The 19499-nt window shown below is 60.8% G+C and carries 18 protein-coding genes; 13 read left to right on the forward strand and 5 right to left on the reverse strand.

Annotated elements, in window-relative coordinates; all coding sequences use genetic code 11:
* Window positions 1-155: 155 nt before the first annotated feature.
* The 3 genes from ACJ8IL_RS18090 to ACJ8IL_RS18100 form a co-directional block, all read right to left on the reverse strand.
* Window positions 156-521 (reverse strand): helix-turn-helix domain-containing protein, encoded by a 366-nt coding sequence (locus tag ACJ8IL_RS18090; RefSeq protein WP_072022352.1) that lies wholly within the window; start codon window positions 519-521, stop codon window positions 156-158.
* An 18-nt stretch (window positions 522-539) separates the two neighbouring features.
* Entirely contained in the window at window positions 540-800 is a 261-nt protein-coding gene (locus ACJ8IL_RS18095; protein WP_033635320.1) for a type II toxin-antitoxin system RelE family toxin, read from the reverse strand.
* A 125-nt stretch (window positions 801-925) separates the two neighbouring features.
* On the reverse strand, window positions 926-1801 hold the full coding sequence (locus ACJ8IL_RS18100; RefSeq protein WP_442516717.1) for a LysR family transcriptional regulator: 876 nt from the start codon (window positions 1799-1801) through the stop codon (window positions 926-928).
* Between the two features lie 288 nt (window positions 1802-2089).
* Here ACJ8IL_RS18100 and ACJ8IL_RS18105 point away from each other — a divergent pair, with 288 nt between their 5' ends.
* The 10 genes from ACJ8IL_RS18105 (at window position 2090) to menE (ending at window position 12465) form a co-directional block, all read left to right on the forward strand.
* Window positions 2090-3325, forward strand: coding sequence for an MFS transporter (locus tag ACJ8IL_RS18105; protein WP_049203678.1), 1236 nt, complete (start codon window positions 2090-2092; stop codon window positions 3323-3325).
* Between the two features lie 130 nt (window positions 3326-3455).
* Window positions 3456-3965, forward strand: a complete 510-nt coding sequence (locus tag ACJ8IL_RS18110) for a DUF1097 domain-containing protein (RefSeq protein WP_025303656.1) — start codon at window positions 3456-3458, stop codon at window positions 3963-3965.
* Between the two features lie 239 nt (window positions 3966-4204).
* Window positions 4205-4969: a gluconate 5-dehydrogenase gene (gene idnO / locus ACJ8IL_RS18115; RefSeq protein ID WP_025303655.1), complete on the forward strand. Its 765-nt coding sequence runs from the start codon at window positions 4205-4207 to the stop codon at window positions 4967-4969.
* A 22-nt stretch (window positions 4970-4991) separates the two neighbouring features.
* Window positions 4992-6023, forward strand: a complete 1032-nt coding sequence (idnD, locus tag ACJ8IL_RS18120) for an L-idonate 5-dehydrogenase (RefSeq protein ID WP_060433706.1) — start codon at window positions 4992-4994, stop codon at window positions 6021-6023.
* A gap of 81 nt (window positions 6024-6104) precedes the next feature.
* The gene (elaB, locus tag ACJ8IL_RS18125) at window positions 6105-6416 is read left to right on the forward strand and encodes a stress response protein ElaB (RefSeq protein WP_025303653.1); all 312 of its coding nucleotides are present in this window, start codon (window positions 6105-6107) and stop codon (window positions 6414-6416) included.
* 380 nt (window positions 6417-6796) lie between these two features.
* Window positions 6797-8473 carry a 2-succinyl-5-enolpyruvyl-6-hydroxy-3-cyclohexene-1-carboxylic-acid synthase gene (gene menD, locus ACJ8IL_RS18130; RefSeq protein ID WP_197770296.1) on the forward strand — a complete coding sequence of 559 codons (1677 nt, stop codon included), beginning with the start codon at window positions 6797-6799 and terminating at the stop codon, window positions 8471-8473.
* A complete protein-coding gene (menH, locus tag ACJ8IL_RS18135) occupies window positions 8470-9240 on the forward strand; it encodes a 2-succinyl-6-hydroxy-2,4-cyclohexadiene-1-carboxylate synthase (protein WP_151428872.1) in 771 nt (256 codons plus the stop codon). The genes menD and menH overlap by 4 nt, the downstream gene beginning before the upstream one ends.
* An 11-nt stretch (window positions 9241-9251) precedes the next feature.
* Window positions 9252-10109, forward strand: a complete 858-nt coding sequence (gene menB / locus ACJ8IL_RS18140) for a 1,4-dihydroxy-2-naphthoyl-CoA synthase (protein WP_025303650.1) — start codon at window positions 9252-9254, stop codon at window positions 10107-10109.
* A complete protein-coding gene (gene menC / locus ACJ8IL_RS18145; protein WP_197770294.1) occupies window positions 10109-11092 on the forward strand; it encodes an o-succinylbenzoate synthase in 984 nt (327 codons plus the stop codon). Before menB ends, menC begins: the two co-directional genes overlap by 1 nt.
* Complete coding sequence (gene menE / locus ACJ8IL_RS18150; protein ID WP_442516718.1) at window positions 11080-12465, forward strand: o-succinylbenzoate--CoA ligase; 1386 nt, start codon at window positions 11080-11082, stop codon at window positions 12463-12465. Before menC ends, menE begins: the two co-directional genes overlap by 13 nt.
* A gap of 43 nt (window positions 12466-12508) precedes the next feature.
* On the opposite strand, the gene katA is transcribed toward menE, so the two are convergent.
* A complete protein-coding gene (katA, locus tag ACJ8IL_RS18155; RefSeq protein WP_094460885.1) occupies window positions 12509-13945 on the reverse strand; it encodes a catalase KatA in 1437 nt (478 codons plus the stop codon).
* A gap of 338 nt (window positions 13946-14283) precedes the next feature.
* Here katA and ACJ8IL_RS18160 point away from each other — a divergent pair, with 338 nt between their 5' ends.
* The 3 genes from ACJ8IL_RS18160 (at window position 14284) to ACJ8IL_RS18170 (ending at window position 18204) form a co-directional block, all read left to right on the forward strand.
* A complete protein-coding gene (locus ACJ8IL_RS18160) occupies window positions 14284-14823 on the forward strand; it encodes a YfaZ family outer membrane protein (protein ID WP_038876374.1) in 540 nt (179 codons plus the stop codon).
* Between the two features lie 200 nt (window positions 14824-15023).
* The gene (locus ACJ8IL_RS18165; RefSeq protein WP_442516719.1) at window positions 15024-17201 is read left to right on the forward strand and encodes a TonB-dependent receptor; all 2178 of its coding nucleotides are present in this window, start codon (window positions 15024-15026) and stop codon (window positions 17199-17201) included.
* A 7-nt stretch (window positions 17202-17208) separates the two neighbouring features.
* The gene (locus ACJ8IL_RS18170) at window positions 17209-18204 is read left to right on the forward strand and encodes an ABC transporter substrate-binding protein (RefSeq protein WP_060439380.1); all 996 of its coding nucleotides are present in this window, start codon (window positions 17209-17211) and stop codon (window positions 18202-18204) included.
* A 34-nt stretch (window positions 18205-18238) separates the two neighbouring features.
* Here the strand turns inward: ACJ8IL_RS18170 and tyrP are convergent, their stop codons facing one another.
* A complete protein-coding gene (gene tyrP, locus ACJ8IL_RS18175; RefSeq protein ID WP_197773366.1) occupies window positions 18239-19447 on the reverse strand; it encodes a tyrosine transporter TyrP in 1209 nt (402 codons plus the stop codon).
* Window positions 19448-19499 lie beyond the last annotated feature (52 nt).

The following is a 19499-nucleotide window of genomic DNA, read 5'->3' on the forward strand; positions in this document are numbered from 1 at the left end:
TTTCAGGTTCAACAGGTGCGGACTTCATCGTGGCGCGGGTAACGCAGTGTTCCCCATCAGACGCCGTATAGATTTAAGCAAGCCCATCATAAATCAAAATCGGTGTTGCAAAAACGGGGGTGACCATAGATTTTATGGGCAGGGGAAAGAGGCTATTACAACGTCATTTGTGCCGGTTGGCAGCGATAGAGGACAGCCAGCTTTTCCCGGGTTTTCTTTTGTGGTTTCGAGTGAGGGGCTTCCCATTGGGAAACGGCGGATTGTGTCGTGCCCAATTTTTCCGCTACATCGTATTGCGAGAGGCCACGGAAAATTCGCCAGGCGGCAATCAAGCTGACGTCTTGATCCAGCATGATGGAAACGACTTCATGGGGGACGGTTTCATCATCATGCTTATCGGCATGGTAGGGAAGAGGCTCATAGTCCTCTTGCTGTCTCACAAGCCTTTTATACTCATCGAGCGGCAATACCACATAGAGCGGCTGGCCGGAGTCATCATGGATATACTGTAACTTCGCCATTCGGCATACCTCTGACTTTCAATAAGTTGTCGATGTTCTGCGTTTTACCTGCTGAATCAGGCACACGACAGGTTCATCATCGACGATCTCAAAAATAATGCGGTAGTTCCCTGCGCGTAGACGGTACTGGTTATCGGTACCGTGCAGCTTTTTAATGTCCAGTCTGACGGTCGGGAAAGTGCCCAAGAGTTCAACCTTGTGCGCAATGGCCAACCGGTTCTGAGAAGGCAGTGTCATCAATTGTTTCAGTGCTTTACGTGACCAGCTGATCTTTGCCATTGTTCCCTCAGGCCGAATGCACGTCCTGTGCAGTGATTAGATAATAAGCTTTATATCTTATTATTTCAATCTTGGACGAAGAAGGATACGTGAGACATCAACGATGTTGCTCCACGTGTCGGCGCTCAGCCGTAATGGGCGCTAAACGACGTTTCCAGCGCCTGCACCACCGCCCGCACGCGGGCGGCGCGTTGCAAATCGGGGTGCAGCACCAGCCAGATATCCACCCAGTCTTTGTTCTCCGGGAACAGGCGCACCAGCTCCGGGTCTTTGTCCGCCAAAAAAGCGGAGAGCAGGCCGATGCCTAGCCCGCTGCGAGTGGCGGAGCGCAGCAGCAGCTGTGAATTGCATTGCAGCACGACGTTGGGCTCGTGCAGGGCTTCGCCGCAGAAATTGTTCCAGTGGCGCGGCACCAGCTCGCGCGGGAACATCAGCAGATCGTGGCCGCGCAACTGCTCGCCTTTGACCGGCATACCTCGCCGAGCCAGATAGTGCGGGCTGGCGTACAGGCCCATCTCGATGGTGGCCAGCCGCTTGATGATCAGTTCATCGTCATCGGGGCGTGCACCGCGGATCGCCAGATCCGCGCCGTGATAAGAGATATCGGCGATGTTCAGTGCCGTCAACAGCGTGACGGTGATGGCCGGATAGCGTTCCCGCAGATCTTGCAGCGCGGGTATCACGAAGGCTTCGGCCAGGGTATCGGTGGTGGCGATGCTCACGTGGCCGTGCAGGCTGTCATCGCCGCTGGCGGCTTTGCGGTTGATCGCCTGCACCGCATTCTCCATCTTCATCACGTCCGCCAGCATTTCTTCCCCCAACGGGCTGAGGGCGAAGGATTTCGGCGTGCGGATAAACAGCTTGGAACCGAGAGCGTCTTCGAAAGCGGAGAGCCGTCGACCGACGGTCGCCTGATCGACATGCAGCTGGTTGGCGGCTTTGCGTAGCGTGCCACAGCGTGCGACGGCCAAAAAGAAGCGCGCGTCGTCCCAATTCATCATGCCATTTCCTCTCTGCAGATTTGTCGGCGCCGTGGGGCACAGGCCGAGCCAGGCGAACAATAACGGTTTCTATCATAAAGCGTTGTTCTGCCCGGGGGGAGAGAAAGACGGTTAGCGGGCTGCACATCGGCGGTTATTTCTCCGGTGATGCAAGAATGCATCAGGGTGATTCATTCTTGACGATACTTCGCCCGTCGCCGGAACGCTATGATAAGCGCCGTTCCCGGCAGGCCGGGTGAGGAAAATGTCGACGGCAGGCCGCCGTCTGCCGACTTTGGGAGTTGAAACATGTCAGAAAATACCGCCAGCCAGATTGCGGCGCCGCAAAATGCTCAGGCGTCGGGCAGGACAATTTTATTGTTCCTGGCGCTGGCTTTGATGTCGGCATTGCTGAACAGCAGCGCGCCGACGCCGCTTTATCCGCTGTATCAGCAGCAGCTTACGCTAAGCTCGGTCAGTCTGACCGTCATCTACGGCGCCTATGCCGCCGGCGTGCTGATCTCTTTGTTCGGCGTCGGCAATCTGGCCGGCAAAGTAAAGGATTTACGCAGCATGATCGTGCCGGCATTGCTGGTGGTGTTGAGCGGCGCCCTGCTGTTCGCGCGGGCTGATACCTTTGCCATGATGCTGATGGCGCGGCTGTTGGCCGGGGTGGGCACCGGGGCGCTAACCGGCGCGGCGAACATCGCGTTGGTGCGGTTTGGGCCGCGCGACGGCGGCAAAAATGCGGCGTTGATCGCGACGCTGTCATTCACCACCGGATTGGCGCTGGGCCCGATCTTCAGCGGCATCGCCTTGCAGACCGGTTTCCATCCCACGACGCTGCCATTTGTTTTCATCATGGTCATGGCCGCCGTGGCTGCGTTGGGCGTGATGTTCTCGTGGCCGCGTGGCGTGGTTACGGCGCCGAGCCATGTTACGTCGGCCGAGACAGAAAAAAGCTCGCTGCTCGATGGCTTGCGCGCCACCGGCGGTAAATTCTTTGTGTGTGCAGGGGCTTTATTTATCTGTTGGGCGCTGGCCGCCAGTATTTTGGCAATCGGCCCCGGCGTGGCGGAAACGCTGTTAGGCCTGCACGCTCGTGGCGTCTTTGGCTATGCGATTGCGGTGTATCTGCTGATCGCCGGTATCAGCCAGATCCTGAGCCGCCGCGTTAACGCCCGTCATTCGCTGTTGTTCGGTTGCCTGGCGCAGGTGCTGGCGGCAGTGGTGTTCACCATGGCGATCCAGTGGCATTCTCTTGGGCTGGCGGCGGTGGGGCTGGTGGTGGCCGGCTATGCTTATGGCGCCATTTTCGTCGGCAGCGCGACCCTGGTGAACCTGATTTCGCCGCCGACCAGCCATGCGCGTTTGCTTTCGCTGTTTTACGTTATCGCTTATATCGCCAACTGGGTGCCGATCTTGCTGGGCGTGGTGGTCGATCGCGTCGATCTGAATCAGGCAACCCATTTGCTGTTCCTGGGCAGCACCGTGGTGTGCCTGTTGTTGGCATGGAAGACGTCCCGGGTGGGGTTCCCTCGCTAATTACTTTGTGATGAATATCTATTTTTTATAATTAATGATTCTTTAATTACATTTATAGTGTGATTTTCATCGCATAAATTGGCCTGTTTTCGGGTAAACTGCGCGCTTTCTTTTTGCTGCAGGTCACTTTATGAACGTTCTTTTCGCCATTGCCGTCACCACCGGGATCCTGTCCGGCGTTTGGGGATGGGTTGCCGTCAGTTTGGGCCTGATCGGTTGGGCCGGCTTTCTCGGCTGCACGGCGTATTTCGCCTGCCCGCAGGGCGGACTGAAAGGGCTGTTGATCGGCGCGTTGACCTGCTGCAGCGGCGTCTTCTGGGCAATGGCGATCATCCACGGCAGCGAACTGGCGCCGCAGTGGAATCTGCTGGGGTATCTGCTGACCGGCATCGTGGCGTTCCTGATGTGCATTCAGGCTAAACAGCAGTGGCTGGGATTCGTACCCGGCACCTTTATCGGCGCCTGTGCGACCTTCGCCGGCGGCGGCGATTGGCCGCTGGTGACGCTTTCCCTGCTGGTGGGCCTGCTGTTCGGCTATGCGATGAAAAACAGCGGTTTGTGGTGGGCGGCTCGCAGCGATAAAGCCCGCGCTACGCCGCCGATGGACCCGAATGCCGGCTCAAACGGTGCCGCCGAGTGAGTTGCTGCCGCGCCGCTGTGCGGCAGTATCTCCTGATAACCAGGACGGTAACGCTGTTGAAAATTGTCTATTTTAAAAGGGATAGGTATTGACTCTTCCTGTAGGGATTGCGTGAGATCACGTTAAAAGTAACAGGGTTTCGTAACATTATTTTCAGTGATTCCCATCACGTTTTTACCGGTAACAATCGGCTGAGATAGAGGTCTGTCCGATTGGAGGCCTGAAGGCCGGGAATCACCATGCACAACCTGTTTTCTCTGGATAACAAAACCGTCTTAATCACTGGTGCCTCGCGCGGCATTGGTTTTCTGCTGGCGCGCGGCCTGGCACAGCAAGGCGCGCATATTCTGATCAACGCCACCACCGAAGAACATGCCCGGCACGCCGCCGATCGCCTGCGTGAAGAGGGGCTGCGCGCCGATGCGGCGGCGTTCGACGTCACCGACTCCCAGGCGGTGCATGCCGCCATCGACCGTATCGAAGCGGACATCGGCGCGATAGACGTCTTGATCAACAACGCCGGTATCCAGCGCCGCCACCCGTTCACCGAATTTCCGGAGCAAGACTGGGACGACATCATCGCCGTCAACCAGAAGGCGGTCTTCATCGTGTCGCAGACCGTAGCGCGTTATATGGTACCGCGCCGGCGCGGCAAGATAATCAATATCGGTTCGATGCAAAGCGAGCTGGGGCGGGACACCATTACCCCTTATGCGGCGTCCAAGGGCGCGGTGAAAATGCTGACGCGCGGCATGTGCGTGGAGCTGGCGCGCTACAACATTCAGGTCAACGGCATCGCCCCCGGCTACTTCAAAACCGAGATGACGCAGGCGCTGGCCGACGATCCGGCCTTCACCGCCTGGCTGACCCAACGCACGCCTGCCGCGCGCTGGGGCGATCCGCAGGAGTTGATCGGCGCGGCGGTGTTCCTGGCCGCCGACGCCTCCGCCTTCGTCAACGGGCAGTTGCTGTTTGTCGATGGCGGCATGTCTGCGGCGGTGTAATCTTTTTTCGTGGAGTCTGGAGATGAAAATTCAAACCCAGTCCTGCGTGGTCAATGGCAAGCGAGACGTGGCGGTGATCGCGCAAGAAGTGGATTATCGGGGGCAGGGAACGCTGGTAAAAATCAGCCGCGGCGGCATCTGCGGCTCGGATCTGCATTACTTCCAGGAAGGCAAGGTCGGCAATTTTCAGGTGCGTCAGCCGATGGTGCTGGGCCATGAGGTGATCGGTGAGGTGGTCGCCAGCGATTCGCCGCAGCTGCCGGTCGGGCAGAAGGTAGCGCTCAATCCCAGCAAACCCTGCGGGCAGTGCAAATACTGTCTGGCGCAGCAAAGCAATCAATGCGTCGAGATGCGCTTTTTCGGCAGCGCGATGTATTTTCCGCACGTCGACGGCGCTTTTACCCAATACAAAGTGGTGGATAGCGCGCAGTGCATTCCTTACGCCGCCGATCGCGACGACAGGGTAATGGTGTTCGCCGAACCGCTGGCGGTGGCTGTCCACGCGGCGAAGCAGCCCGGCGATGTGACGGGGAAAAAGATTTTCGTGTCCGGCGTTGGCCCGATCGGCTGCCTGCTGGTGGCGGCGCTGAAAGCGCTGGGCGCCGCCGAGATTGTCTGCGCCGATCTCAGTCCGCGCTGCCTGGCGATCGCGAGGCAAATGGGGGCCGATCGGTGCCTGCATGCCGCGGACGACGATTTTAGCGATTATCTGCAGGACAAGGGGTATTTTGACGTCGCCTTCGAAGTGGCGGGGCACCCGCAGTCGCTGCAGCGCTGTCTGGAGATCACCCGCGCCAAAGGCACTGTGGTGCAGGTGGGCATGGGCGGCAGCTTCCCCGATTTTCCGCTGATGTTGTTGATTGCCAAGGAACTGAATCTGCTTGGATCGTTCCGCTTCGTGGCGGAGTTCGCGTTGGCGGTGGCCTGGCTGGCCGACGGCGTGATCGATCCGCTGCCGTTGCTGTCGGCGGAATTCGCCAGCGGGCAGTTGGCGCAGGCGCTGACGTTTGCCGGCGATAAACGCCAGGCTGCCAAGGTGCAATTGGTGTTTTAGGGTAAAAGTCCGATGGCCGCAGGCGGCGATCCTTGTCTATAGTGTAGGAACGCTTAATTTTTCAACCACGGAGATCTCACGATGGCAAGACATACGGATGCTGAGCAAACTACGCTGGATGACGATCTGAGAATGCTGACCGAGACGCTGGAAGAAGTGCTGCAATACACCGGCGATCGCGCGGATCAGGCCTACATCGACATCAAGTCGCACGCCGAGCAGGCGCTGAGTGAGGTCAAGGCGCGCTGGGCGAACACCGGCGAATCTTACTATGCGCGCGCCAAAGAAGCGGTGCACCGCACCGACGACTACGTGCGGGACAAACCCTGGCACAGCGTGGGCATCGGCGCCACCGTCGGGCTGGTGCTGGGATTGTTGCTGGCTCGCAAATAAACCATGCCATCGGGGCGGCGCAGACCGCCCCGTGTTTTTCTTCAGACTGTGTTGTTCATTCCGCCGTTTTACCGAAAGCTTTTCCTTATCCTGCCTATACTTCCCGCTAGCCGCCGTTGGAGCACCCCTATTTCCCTTGTTTTTATATGGACGGATTGAGCCGACGCCGCCGCAAGTGTAAAGTGTTTGTGTATTTATTGTTTGTTTTTTGTTCTAAATCAAATAATTATCTGGTGTAAACACCCAGGGATATACGGTGTTCTTGCGCTGGCGCAAAAGCCGTGAAAATAACACCTCATATAATACAGAGCGTAACTACAGGCGCGGCGTCTGTCGGCTGCGTCGGAGACGATCTCTGCTAACTGACTTGTGAGCGAACTATGTCGACAAGTGTTTTTAATCGCCGGTGGGCGGCTGTGCTGCTCGAGGCGCTGGCCCGCCATGGGGTGCGGCATGTTTGTATCGCTCCGGGATCGCGCTCCACGCCGCTGACGCTGGCCGCCGCGGCCAACCGATCGTTTATCTGCCATACCCATTTTGATGAGCGCGGGCTCGGTCATCTGGCACTCGGGCTGGCGAAGGCGGCGCGTGAGCCGGTGGCGGTGATCGTCACGTCCGGCACCGCGGCGGCGAACCTTTACCCGGCTTTAATCGAAGCCGGCCTGACCGGTGAACGGCTGGTGTTTCTCACCGCCGATCGGCCGCCGGAACTGATCGACTGCGGCGCCAATCAGGCGATCCGTCAAAACGGCCTCTACAGCAGCCACCCGACGCTGGCGATCGATCTGCCGCGTCCTACGCCGGATATTCCGGCCGCGTGGCTGGCCTCCAGCGTCGACAGCGCGATGGCGCGCTTGCAGCATGGCGCTTTGCATATCAACTGCCCGTTCGCCGAACCGCTGTACGGCGGCGATGAGCGTCACTATGCCGATTGGTCCGCCGCGCTGGGCGACTGGTGGCAGAGCGATCGGCCTTGGCTGCAGGAAAGCGAGACGCATGCAGAGCCATTGCCGCAGCCGGACTGGTTTTTCTGGCGACAAAAGCGCGGCGTGGTGCTCGCCGGCCGCATGAACGCACAAGAGGGCGCACAGGTGGCGGAATGGGCCGAAACGCTGGGTTGGCCACTGATCGGCGATGTACTGTCGCAGACCGGGCAACCGCTGCCCTGTGCCGATTTGTGGCTCGCGCATCCGCAGGCGCAGCGCCTGTTGCAAGACGCGCAGCTGGTGGTGCAGTTCGGCGGCAGCTTGACCGGCAAACGCCTGCTGCAGTGGCAGGCGCAGTGCCGGCCGGAAGAGTATTGGGTCATCGACGAGCTGCCGGGGCGGCTCGATCCGGCCCAGCACCGGGGGCGGCGCCTGCGCGCCGGCGTGGCGCAGTGGTTGGCGCAGCATCCGGCGCAACCGCGTGCGCCGTGGGCCGCCGGGCTGGCTGCGCTGGCGGATAAGGCGCTGACGGCGGCGTCCACGCATCTGTACGATAACTTTGGCGAAGCGCAGCTGGCGCACCGCCTGCCGGAACTGTTGCCGGAGAACGGCCAGCTGTTTCTCGGCAACAGCCTGGTGGTGCGACTGATCGACGCGTTAACGCCATTGCCCGTCGCTTACCCGGTATTCAGCAACCGTGGCGCCAGCGGTATCGACGGTCTGATTTCCACCGCCGCCGGCGTACAACGTGCCACCGCCAGGCCAACGTTGGCGGTGGTGGGCGACCTTTCCGCACTGTATGACCTCAATGCGCTGGCGCTGCTGCGCCACTGCTCGGCGCCGACGGTGCTGATCGTCGTCAATAACAACGGCGGCCAAATTTTCTCGCTGCTGCCGACGCCCGAAGAAGATCGTCAGCGCTTTTACTGCATGCCGCAGGACGTCGAGTTCAGCCATGCGGCGGCGATGTTCCAGCTTGACTACGCGCGGCCGGAGAACTGGAGCCAGCTGCAACAAGCGGTTGAGCAAGGCTGGCGGCGCGGCGGCGCCACGCTGATAGAACTGCAGGTGTCGCCGAGTGAAGGGGCCGAAAGCCTGCAATACCTGGTACAACAGATGGCGGTGCAATGATGCTGGCGACGCGAATTTTGCAACAGGGCGAAGCGGGCCGCCCGTGGCTGGTGTGGCTGCACGGCCTGCTCGGCAACAACAATGAATGGCGGGTGATCGCCGCGCGCTGCCCGGAATGGCCGTCGCTGGCCATCGATCTGCCCGGCCACGGCGATTCCGTGGCGGTGGGCTGCCGCGGCTTCGACGACATCAGCGCGCAAATCGCCGCGACCCTGCAACTGCGCAATATTGAACGTTATTGGCTGGTGGGCTACTCGCTCGGCGGGCGCATCGCCATGTATCACGCTTGCCACGGCCGCCATGACGGCCTGCAAGGGGTGATCGTCGAGGGTGGCAACCCGGGGCTGGAGGACGAAGAACAGCGCCGCCGGCGCTGCGAGCAGGATGCGCTGTGGGCGGCGCGTTTTCGCAGTGAGCCGATCGCCGAAGTCCTGGCGGACTGGTATCAGCAGCCGGTGTTCAAAGAGCTTAGCCATGTGCACCGCCAGGCGCTGATCGCCGCGCGTTCGGTCAACAGCGGCCCGGCGATTGCCGACATGCTCGAAGCCACCTCGCTCGGGCGGCAGCCTTATCTGGCGCCGCAGCTGCGCCAACTGACCGTGCCGCTGCGGGTGCTGTGCGGTGAGAACGATCCCAAATTTCAACGGCTGGCGCGCGACGCCGGGTTGCCGTTGCGCATCGTGCCGCAGGCCGGCCACAACGCGCATCTGGCCAATCCGCAGGATTTCGTCGCCGAGCTGCAGACCTTTCTCGTTAACCCTGGTTAAAGGAACCGAACATGCTTTATCCGAATGAAGAACACCTGTATGCCGCTATCGCCTGGCAGGATTGCACCGGCGATTTCGAAGACATCCTGTATCACAAATCCACCGACGGCATCGCCAAAATCACCATTAACCGGCCGCAGGTGCGCAACGCGTTTCGTCCGCAAACGGTCAAAGAGATGATCGACGCGCTGGCCAACGCCCGTTACGACGACGGCATCGGCGTCATTATTCTGACCGGCGCCGGCGATAAGGCCTTCTGCTCAGGCGGCGATCAGAAAGTGCGCGGCGACTACGGCGGCTATCGCGACGACAGCGGCGTACACCACCTCAACGTGCTGGACTTCCAACGCCAGATCCGCACCTGCCCGAAGCCGGTGGTGGCGATGGTGGCCGGCTATTCGATCGGCGGCGGCCACGTGCTGCACATGATGTGCGATCTGACCATCGCGGCGGATAACGCCATCTTCGGCCAGACCGGTCCGAAAGTGGGCTCGTTCGACGGCGGCTGGGGCGCGTCTTACATGGCGCGCATCGTCGGCCAGAAGAAGGCGCGCGAAATTTGGTTCCTGTGCCGCCAATACGATGCCGCCGCCGCGCTAGACATGGGCCTGGTCAATACCGTGGTGCCGCTGGCCGAACTGGAAAAAGAGACGGTGCGCTGGTGCCGCGAAATGCTGCAGAACAGCCCGATGGCACTGCGCTGTCTGAAGGCGGCGCTGAATGCCGACTGCGACGGCCAGGCCGGTTTGCAGGAGCTGGCGGGCAACGCCACCATGCTGTTCTACATGACCGACGAAGGGCAGGAAGGGCGCAACGCGTTCAACGAGAAGCGCCAACCGGACTTCAGCAAATTCAAGCGTAACCCGTAATGAGCGGAACAAACCGCAGCGCGGCGCTATACCGTTACAGCCTGCCGATGGAGGCGGGCGTGGTGCTGCGCAATCAACGGTTGAAAACGCGTGACGGGTGGGTGGTGCAGCTGTGTCAGGGCGAGCGTGAAGGTTGGGGCGAGATCGCGCCGCTGCCGGAATTCAGCCGGGAAACGCCGGCGCAGGCCGAACAGGCCGCGTTGGGCTGGCTGCAGGCCTGGTTGGCGGGCAACGAACCGGAGCACAGCGCGCTGCCCTCGGTGGCCTTTGGGCTCAGCTGTGCGCAGGCCGAGCTGGAGCAGCGTTTGCCGATGCAGGCGGATTTTCGCAAGGCGCCGCTGTGCACCGGCGATCCGGATGAGCTGTTCGAGACATTGAGCGCTTTGCCGGGCGAGAAAGTCGCCAAGGTGAAGGTGGGGCTGTATGAGGCGGTGCGGGACGGCATGATCGTCAACGTGTTGCTGGAGGCGCTGCCGGATCTGCGGCTGCGGCTGGACGCCAACCGCAGCTGGACCCGCGCCAAGGCCGACGGCTTCGCCAGGTATGTTAACCCGGCATGGCGCGATCGTATCGCTTTCCTGGAAGAGCCCTGCAAGACCCGTGATGAATCGCGCGACTTCGCCCGGGCGACCGGTATCGCCATCGCCTGGGATGAGAGCGTGCGGGAGGCGGACTTTGTGGTGCAGGCCGAGCCGGGCGTGGCGGCCATCGTGATCAAGCCGACGCTGGTCGGCAGCCTGGCGCGTTGCCAGACGCTGGTGGCGCAGGCGCACGCGGCGGGCCTGACGGCGGTGATCAGCTCCAGCCTCGAATCCAGCCTGGGGTTGACCCAGCTGGCGCGCATCGCCCGCTGGCTGACGCCGGACACCGTGCCGGGGCTGGATACGCTGGGGTTGATGCAGGCACAGGTGCTGCGCCCGTGGCCGGGCAGCGCGTTGCCGCTGCTGGATGTCTCGGCGTTGGAGTGCCTATGGCGCCGTTGAACGATTGGCCGTGGCGACATTGGGCGCGCACTCAGCCGCAGGCGACGGCGCTGATGCTCGGCGAACAACCGCTGAGCTGGCTGGAGTTGCAGAGCCAGGTGGATGAGCTGGCGGCGGATTTCCAGCATCAGGGCGTTGAACCGGGCTGCGGCGTGGCGCTGTGCGGTAAAAACAGCTATCCGCTGCTGCTGGCCTATCTGGCGCTGTTGCAGTGCGGCGCACGCCTATTGCCGCTCAATCCCGCCTTGCCGACGCCGCTGCTGGCGCAGCTGTTGCCGGAATTGGATATGACCTTTGTCTTCGGTCCGGACTCGTTGCCGGCGCTGCCGGAAGACGTGATTCGATTGACCCCGCCTTCGACCGAACCGCGTTGGCCAGACCTGCCGACGTGGGATGCGCAGCGTTTGGCGACGCTGACGTTGACTTCCGGTTCCAGCGGCATGCCGAAAGCGGCCGCGCACAGCTATGCCAACCATCTGGCCAGCGCCGCCGGGGTGTTGGGGCTGATGGCGTTTCAGCGCGAGGATTGCTGGCTGCTGTCATTGCCGCTGTTTCACGTCTCCGGCCAGGGTATCGTCTGGCGCTGGCTGGCGGCGGGCGCCCGGTTGGCGGTGCGCGAGATGCACCCGCTGAACGAGGCGTTGGCGGGATGCACGCATGCCTCGTTGGTGCCGACCCAGCTGTGGCGGCTGCTGGCGCAACCGCTGGCGGACATGACGCTGAAGGCGGTGCTGCTCGGCGGCGCGATGATCCCGGTGGAACTGACCGAGCGGGCGGAGGCGGCGGGGATCCGTTGCTGGTGCGGCTACGGGCTGACCGAACTGGCCTCCACGGTGTGCGCCAAGCGCGCCGATGCGCGGCTGGGTGTCGGCCTGCCGCTCGGCGGCCGCGAGGTAAAACTGGTGGATGAAGAGGTCTGGATCCGCGCCGACAGCCTGGCGCTTGGCTACTGGCGTCATGGCCATCTGCAGCCGTTGGCCGATGAACAGGGCTGGTTTGCGACCCGCGATCGCGGCGCGATGATCGAGGGGGAGCTACGCATTCTCGGCCGGCTGGACAACCTGTTTTTCAGCGGCGGCGAAGGGGTGCAGCCGGAAGATATCGAACGCGTGCTGGCGGCGCACCCGCAGATATCGCAGGCGTTTGTGGTGCCGGTGGCGGACGCCGAGTTCGGCCAGCGGCCGGTGGCGGTAATCGATGGCGATCCGTCGCTGTCGTTGGCGGCGTTGCTTGCCTGGTCGCAGGATAAGCTGGCCAATTTCCAACGCCCGGCGGCGTTGCTCCCGCTGCCTGACGAGCTGAAAAACGGTGGCATCAAGATTTCGCGCCGCCAGTTGCAGCGGTGGGTGGCGCAGCGTCTCTCTGAGGCATAAAAAAGCCGCCCGTAAGGGCGGCTGAGTGAATGATGCAAGGGGATTATTTCAGCCCCAACGCCTTGGCGACGCCGGTGCCGTAGTCGGGGTGCACCTTGGTGAACAGCTCGACCTGACGGCGCTGGATGTGTTCCGGCACCTGCGACAGTTCGCCGGCGATGCGGGTGAACATGCGCTGGTGCTCTTCGGCGCTCAGCAGGTTGAACAGCGCGCGCGGCTGGCTGTAGTAATCGTCGTCTTCACGATGATTCCAGTGGTCGGCCGCGCCCTCAATGCTCAGCGGCGGCTCGCTGAAGTCCGGCTGCTCCTGGAACAGGCCGAAGCTGTTCGGTTCGTAGGTGGCGCCGTTGCCGCTGTTGCCGTCCACGCGCATCGCACCGTCGCGATGGTAGTTGTGGAACGGGCATTTGGCGCCGTTCACCGGGATCTGGTGGTGGTTGACGCCCAGGCGGTAGCGGTGCGCATCGCCATAGGAGAACAGGCGGCCCTGCAGCATTTTATCCGGCGAGAAACTGATGCCCGGCACCACGTTGGCGGGGTTCATCGCCACCTGCTCAACCTCTGAGAAGTAGTTGTCGGGGTTGCGGTTCAGCTCGAAATAGCCGACGTCGATCAGCGGGTAGTCGCCGTGCGGCCACACCTTGGTCAGATCGAACGGGTTGTATGGCGTCTGCGAGGCCTCATGCTCCGGCATGATCTGAATTTGCAGCTTCCAGCGCGGGAAGTCGCCGCGTTTGATCGCATCGAACAGATCGCGCTGTGAGCTTTCGCGATCCTTGGCGATGATCGCTTCCGCTTCTTCATCCATCAGGTTTTCAATGCCTTGCTCGCAGCGGAAGTGGAATTTCACCCAGAAACGTTCGTTGGCGGCATTGATAAAGCTGAAGGTGTGGCTGCCGAAACCGTGCATGTGACGGTAGGATTTCGGAATGCCGCGATCGCTGAAGTCGATGGTCAGCTGGTGCAGCGACTCCGGCAGGTGGGAGAAGAAGTCCCACTTGTAGACTGGGTTGCGCAGGTTGGTATGCGGATCGCGTTTCACCACGTGGTTGAGATCGGGGAATTTCAGCGGATCGCGCAGATAGAACACCGGCGTATCGTTACCCACCAAATCCCAGTTGCCTTCTTCGGTATAGAACTTCATGGCGAAACCGCGAATGTCGCGTTCGGCGTCGGCCGCGCCGCGCTCACCGGCGACGGTGGAGAAGCGGATAAACATGTCGGTCTGCTTACCGATTTCGGAGAAGATCTTGGCGCGCGTGTAGCGGGTGATGTCATGGGTGACGGTAAAGGTGCCGTAGGCGCCGGAACCCTTGGCGTGCATGCGACGCTCGGGGATGACTTCACGGTCGAAGTGGGCCAGTTTTTCCAGGAACCACACGTCCTGCAACAGCATCGGGCCGCGTTTGCCTGCGGTGATCACGTTATTGTTATCGACAACCGGGGCGCCGGCTGCGGTGGTCAGTCCTTTCTTGCTCATCACTTGCTCCTTATCGTAGTGCAGTTAAGTAAAGACTCGGGCGGTTTAAGCGTTCATCAGCATAGTCCTTTGGCGGGGCTTCTTCCCCTGACCTTGGTCAAAGCCACTACTAGTTGTAGCCCTATTGCCGAGCGACGGCAAATAGGTCTCGGTTATCGTTGGCATCGCCTTGACGAATATGGATTTTTGTTTGCAAATTTTTACATTTATTTGATTATTGAAGAATTTTTTCGCTTTTATCCCTTAAATACTCATTGCGCTTTGGTATAGACTCATGACGTTATTATTATGCGTTGATTCGATCATTCAGTACGGATGACAAACCAGAGGGAAAGATGATGAAAAAGACTTGGGTCGCGTGCGCGGCAGGATTGCTGTTTGTGACCGGCGCGGCGAACGCCATCAGCGTGTCGGGCGAAGCCGGGCAACACTACACCAACCTGGGCGTTGGCATGAGCACCGGCTCTTCAGGTCTGGGCTTGACCGGCAACTGGGCGCGCAGCGACCACGACGGCAACGTCGGCAGCGTGGGGTTGAACTTCGGTGTGCCGCTGGGGCCGTTGACGGCGACCGTAGGTGCCAAAGCGCTGTACCTCAGCCCGAAAGACGGGAAGAGCGGCGGGGCGGTCGCGCTGGGCGGCGGCCTGGAGTGGGAGATCAACCGCTACTTCAGCCTGCACGGCGAAGGTTACTTTGCGCCTGACTCTTTCACCAGCGGCGTGAAGGCCTATAACGAAGCCAGCGGCGGCCTGCGCTGGAAGTTCCGTCCGCTGAGCGTGGACGTGGGCTACCGTTACATGCAGATGGAAGGCAAAGACGGGCGTCGCGACAACACGCTGGCCGATGGCCCTTATGTCGGTGTCGGCCTGAGCTTCTAAGGCCGGCTGACGGGCTGCGGCCCATCGCGTTTTCCGAATCCCTCGGTCCTTGGCCGGGGGATTTTTATTTGTGCCATCAACGGGAAATCCATCCGGACTCTGAATGGCAAAAGATTAAATAATTTAAAGACTCGACGATCGGCATCGCCATAGGCGAGCACATGCCGTAAAATACGTAATATAAATATTTATATAACGATATGGACGTCATGACTTACCGAAATCCACTGGCGGCGCTGATGCCGCTGCTTGCCTCACTCTTTCCTTATACCGCTGCGGCGCAGGCCGATCGTGACGAGGTGTTGACCGTCACCGGCCACGCGTTATCCCCCGCGACGGAAAGCGCATCCGGCGCCGGTTTTAAAACGCCGGAGATTGAACTCGGGCCGCTGGGTACCAGGGCCTGGATCGATACGCCTTATTCTTCCACCACCGTGACCCAACCGATGATCAATAATCAGCAGGCGAAAAGCGTCGCCGAATTGCTGAAATATTCACCGAGTACGCAGATGCAGGCTCGCGGCGGCATGGACGTCGGGCGGCCTCAAAGCCGCGGTATGCAGGGCAGCGTGGTGGCGAACAGCCGCCTGGATGGGTTGAACATTGTCTCCACCACGGCCTTTCCCGTTGAAATGCTGGAACGGCTGGACGTGCTCAACAGCCTGACCGGTGCGTTGTATGGCCCTGCGAGCCCGGCCGGGCAGTTCAACTTTGTGGCGAAACGCCCGACGCCGCAACCGTTACGCGAGGTGACGCTCGGGTATCAGAGCCGCAGCGCCTTTAGCGGCCACGTCGATCTCGGCGGCCATCTCGACGACGACAATACGTTTGGCTATCGCATCAATGCCCTCAACGAAGAGGGTGAAGGCAGCGTTGACGACAGTACCTTGCGCCGTCGGCTGTTGGCCGTGGCGTTCGACTGGAATATCAAGCCGGGCACGCAGCTGCAGCTGGACGCCAGCCATTACGAATTCCTGCAAAAGGGCTACCCCGGCGGCTTCAGCTATGGGCCGAATGTTCCGTTGCCCTCCGCCCCTAATCCGCAAAATAAACACCTGGCGCTCGAGACGGCGGGCAACGATTTAACCACCGACACCCTCAGCACGCGCCTGGTTCATTACTTCAATGACGATTGGTCAGTCACGGGCGGCATAGGGTGGCAACAGGCGGATCGCGCCATGCGTTCGGTATCCAGCACTCTGCTAAACGGCAGCGGCGATATCAAACGGTCGATGAGCGACTCCAGCGCCTCGGGGCGATTTCGGGTGTTGAGCAATACGCTGGCGCTGAACGGCCATGTCGATACCGGTTCGGTGGGGCATGAGTTGGCGCTCGCCACGACGGGCTACGTCTGGTCTATCTACAGCGGCAAGGGGGCCAGCCGGCGCTACGATTTGGGCATCGACAATATGTACCATCCGTCGGCGCTGCATGAGCCGGGCGACGGAAAAATCCCCAAGAACGGCGCACGCTATAAATCCAGCGAGAACAGCCAGCAGAGCGTGACGTTCGGCGATACGCTGACCTTCAATCCGCAGTGGTCGGCGATGCTCTATTTAAGCGAAAGCTGGTTGCAAACACGGAATTACAGCGCTGACGGCAAGAAAATCGAAGAAGACAATCAGCAGGGTTTGAGCCCGAATGCGGCGTTGATGTACAAAATCACCCCGACGCTGATGGCCTATGTCAGCTATGCCGACTCGCTGGAGCAAGGCGGTACGGCCCCGTTGGGGGAAGGCGTGAAGAACGAAGGGCAGACGCTCAAGCCCTATCGCAGTCGGCAATATGAGATTGGCCTGAAAGCCGACGTCGGGGAGATGAATCTCGGCGCCGCGCTGTTCCGCCTCAAGCGGCCGTTCGCTTATGTTGACGCCGAAGACCGGGTGTACAAGGAGCAAGGCGAACAGGTGAACAATGGCCTTGAGCTGACGGCCGCCGGGCGCGTGGGTGACGGGCTGAGCCTGTTTGGCGGCGTCACGCTGCTCGATCCGCAACTGAAAGAGACGGTTTCCGACAGCACGCGCGGCAAACGCGTGGTCGGTGTGCCGAAGGTGCAGGCCAATATGCTGGTGGAGTACAGCCTGCCGTCGATGCCGCAATGGGTCTATAGCGCCAACGTGCACTATACCGGCAAGCGAGCGGCGAACGACACCAACAGCGCCTGGGCTGACAGTTACACCACGCTGGACTTGGGGGCCCGCTACGTCACCCGCATTCATTCCGTGCCTGCGACCTGGCGGCTGGCGGTCAATAACGTCACTAACGAACATTACTGGGCCTCTATTTTCCCCTCGGGCACGGATGGTAATGGCGGTTCGTCGAGCGCCTTTCTCGGCAACGGCCGTGAAGTGCGCGCATCTGTCACGTTTGACTTCTGAGGGCGCTATGAGGATCGCATCGTTGTCTGCATGGGCACTGTTGGTTGGCGTGTTGTTGCACGGCGATTTGTGGGCTGCATCACCTGCGAGCGAAATGCGTATTGCCTCGCCGTGGCCCGCGCAAAACGCCATCATCGCGATGCTGGGTTATGGCGATAACATCGTCGGCACCTCGAATGTCGCGAAACAGATCCCGCTGTTTCGCCAAAGCCTGCCGCGCATTGACGCCGTTCCGGTGGTGAGTGTGAATAGTGGGCAAGCGTTGAATCCGGAACAAATCATCGCGCTTGGCACTCGGCTGCTGTTTGTGCCTGACAGCATGAAAGTACCGCAATTGGATTTACTCGAACGGGCTGGGGTGCGCGTATTGGCGTTTAAAGCTAATTCGATGGCGGCTCTGCGCGCGCGAGTGTTAAAAACGGGGGCCGCGCTGGGGCCGGATGCACAGGAAAAAGCGTTGGCTTACGAGCGCTATTTTTCTCGTAATGTGGCGCGCGTCGCCGAGCGACTGAAGGATTTACCGCCAGGGCAGCGCATTCGCGTTTATCACAGCATGGGCAATCCGCTGACCACCTCAGGGCGACCGTCGCTTAACCAGGATTGGATGGATCTGGCCGGCGCCGCCAACGTGGCGGAAACGTGGTTTGGTCTGAAAAAAGAGGGGGCGGGTGAAGTGGCGTTGGAGCAGATCGTGGCCGCCAATCCGCAGGTGATCGTGGCGATGAACAGGCGCGATGCCGAAGAGATACGCACGTCCGCGCAATGGCAGGGCATCGATGCCGTTTTGCGGCATCGGGTCGTGGTCAATCCCAAGGGGATGTTCTGGTGGTGTCGCGAGACCAGCGAAGAGGCGCTGCAGTTTTTATGGTTGGCGAAAACGCTGTACCCGGCACGTTTTGCCGACATTGACATGCGGGAAGAGACGAGAAGTTTTTATCGGGACTTTTTCGGTCTGTCGCTCACTGCGGCGCAGATTGACGCTATTCTTAATCCACCCGCTTGAACAGATTCGGGGGCCCAAACGGCCCCCGAATGCGTTACCCCACCGCCGGCAGCATGCCGCTGGCGATGCCCAGTTGAATCGCGATGACCGTCACCCCGCAGACAAACACCAACGCCAGCGCCGGCGTACCGCCCCAGACGCGATACTGCGCCTGATGTTTTTGGCGCGTTTTCCACACCAGCAGTGAAGGTAACAGCAGCGCCAGCACCGACAGGGCGATGGCGGCGAATCCCAACGCCAGCACGAAGCCGCGCGGGTAGAACAGCGCAAAGGCCAGCGGCGGCAGGAAGGTGATGGCGCCGGTTTGCAGGCGGCCACGCACGTTATCTTTCCGCTTGAACAGGTCGGCCAGGAAATCGAACAGCCCGAGCGCCACGCCGAGGAACGAGGTCGCCAGCGCCAGATCGGCGAACAGGTGCACCGCCAGTTCAACGTGCGGCGAAGCCACCGCATCGCGCACCGCCTGCAACAGGCCATTCAGCCCGGCCTGCTGCGCCAGAATGCCGACGAAGGTGTCGGAGCTGATGCTGCCCAGCGTCGCCAGCTGCCAGAAAATATAGGCGATCAGCGGGATCGCGCTGCCGATGATAAACACCCAACGCAGTTTGCGAATGTTGCCGCCCATGTAGTTGACGATGCTCGGCACGCTGCCGTGGAAGCCGAAGGAAGTGAAAATAACCGGAATGGCCGACAGCGCTAGGCCTTGCTCCAGCGGCAGCGTCATCAGATTGGTCTGGTGGATATTCGGCAACATCAGGCCGAGCATCACCACCAGAAACACCACTTTCGCGCTGAACAGGATGCGGTTGAACAAGTCGACCGAGTGGGTGCCGATGCACACCACGCCGCCGGCCACCAGGGTGAACAGCAGGACGCCGAGCGACACCGGGAAGTCCTGTGACGTCCATTGGCTGATGCTGGTGGCGAGCAGTTCGCCGGCGCCGCTGATATAGGCGGCGGTGAGGGCGTACATCAGGAACATCATGCTAAAGCTGGTCAGCCACTGGCCGCCGCCGCCGAGATAACGTTTGGCGAGCGTGCCCAGACCGGTATCCGCCTGCTCATGCTGGTAAACCTCCACCAGTAACAGCGCGGTGTAACACATCAACAGCCACAGCCCGACCAGTAAGGCCAGCGTGACGCCGAAACCGACGCCGGCCGCCGCCAGCGGCATCGCCAGCATCCCGGCGCCAATGGTGGTGCCCGCCACGATAAAAACACTGCCAAGAGTGCGATTCTTCACGTTTTTTCTCTACCAGCCGAAAGATTTTGAAAATTATAGGTAACGATTTATG

Origin of the sequence: Serratia sp. CY47444 (assembly GCF_052168635.1) — a bacterium.
In the GTDB taxonomy this organism is placed as follows: domain Bacteria; phylum Pseudomonadota; class Gammaproteobacteria; order Enterobacterales; family Enterobacteriaceae; genus Serratia; species Serratia bockelmannii.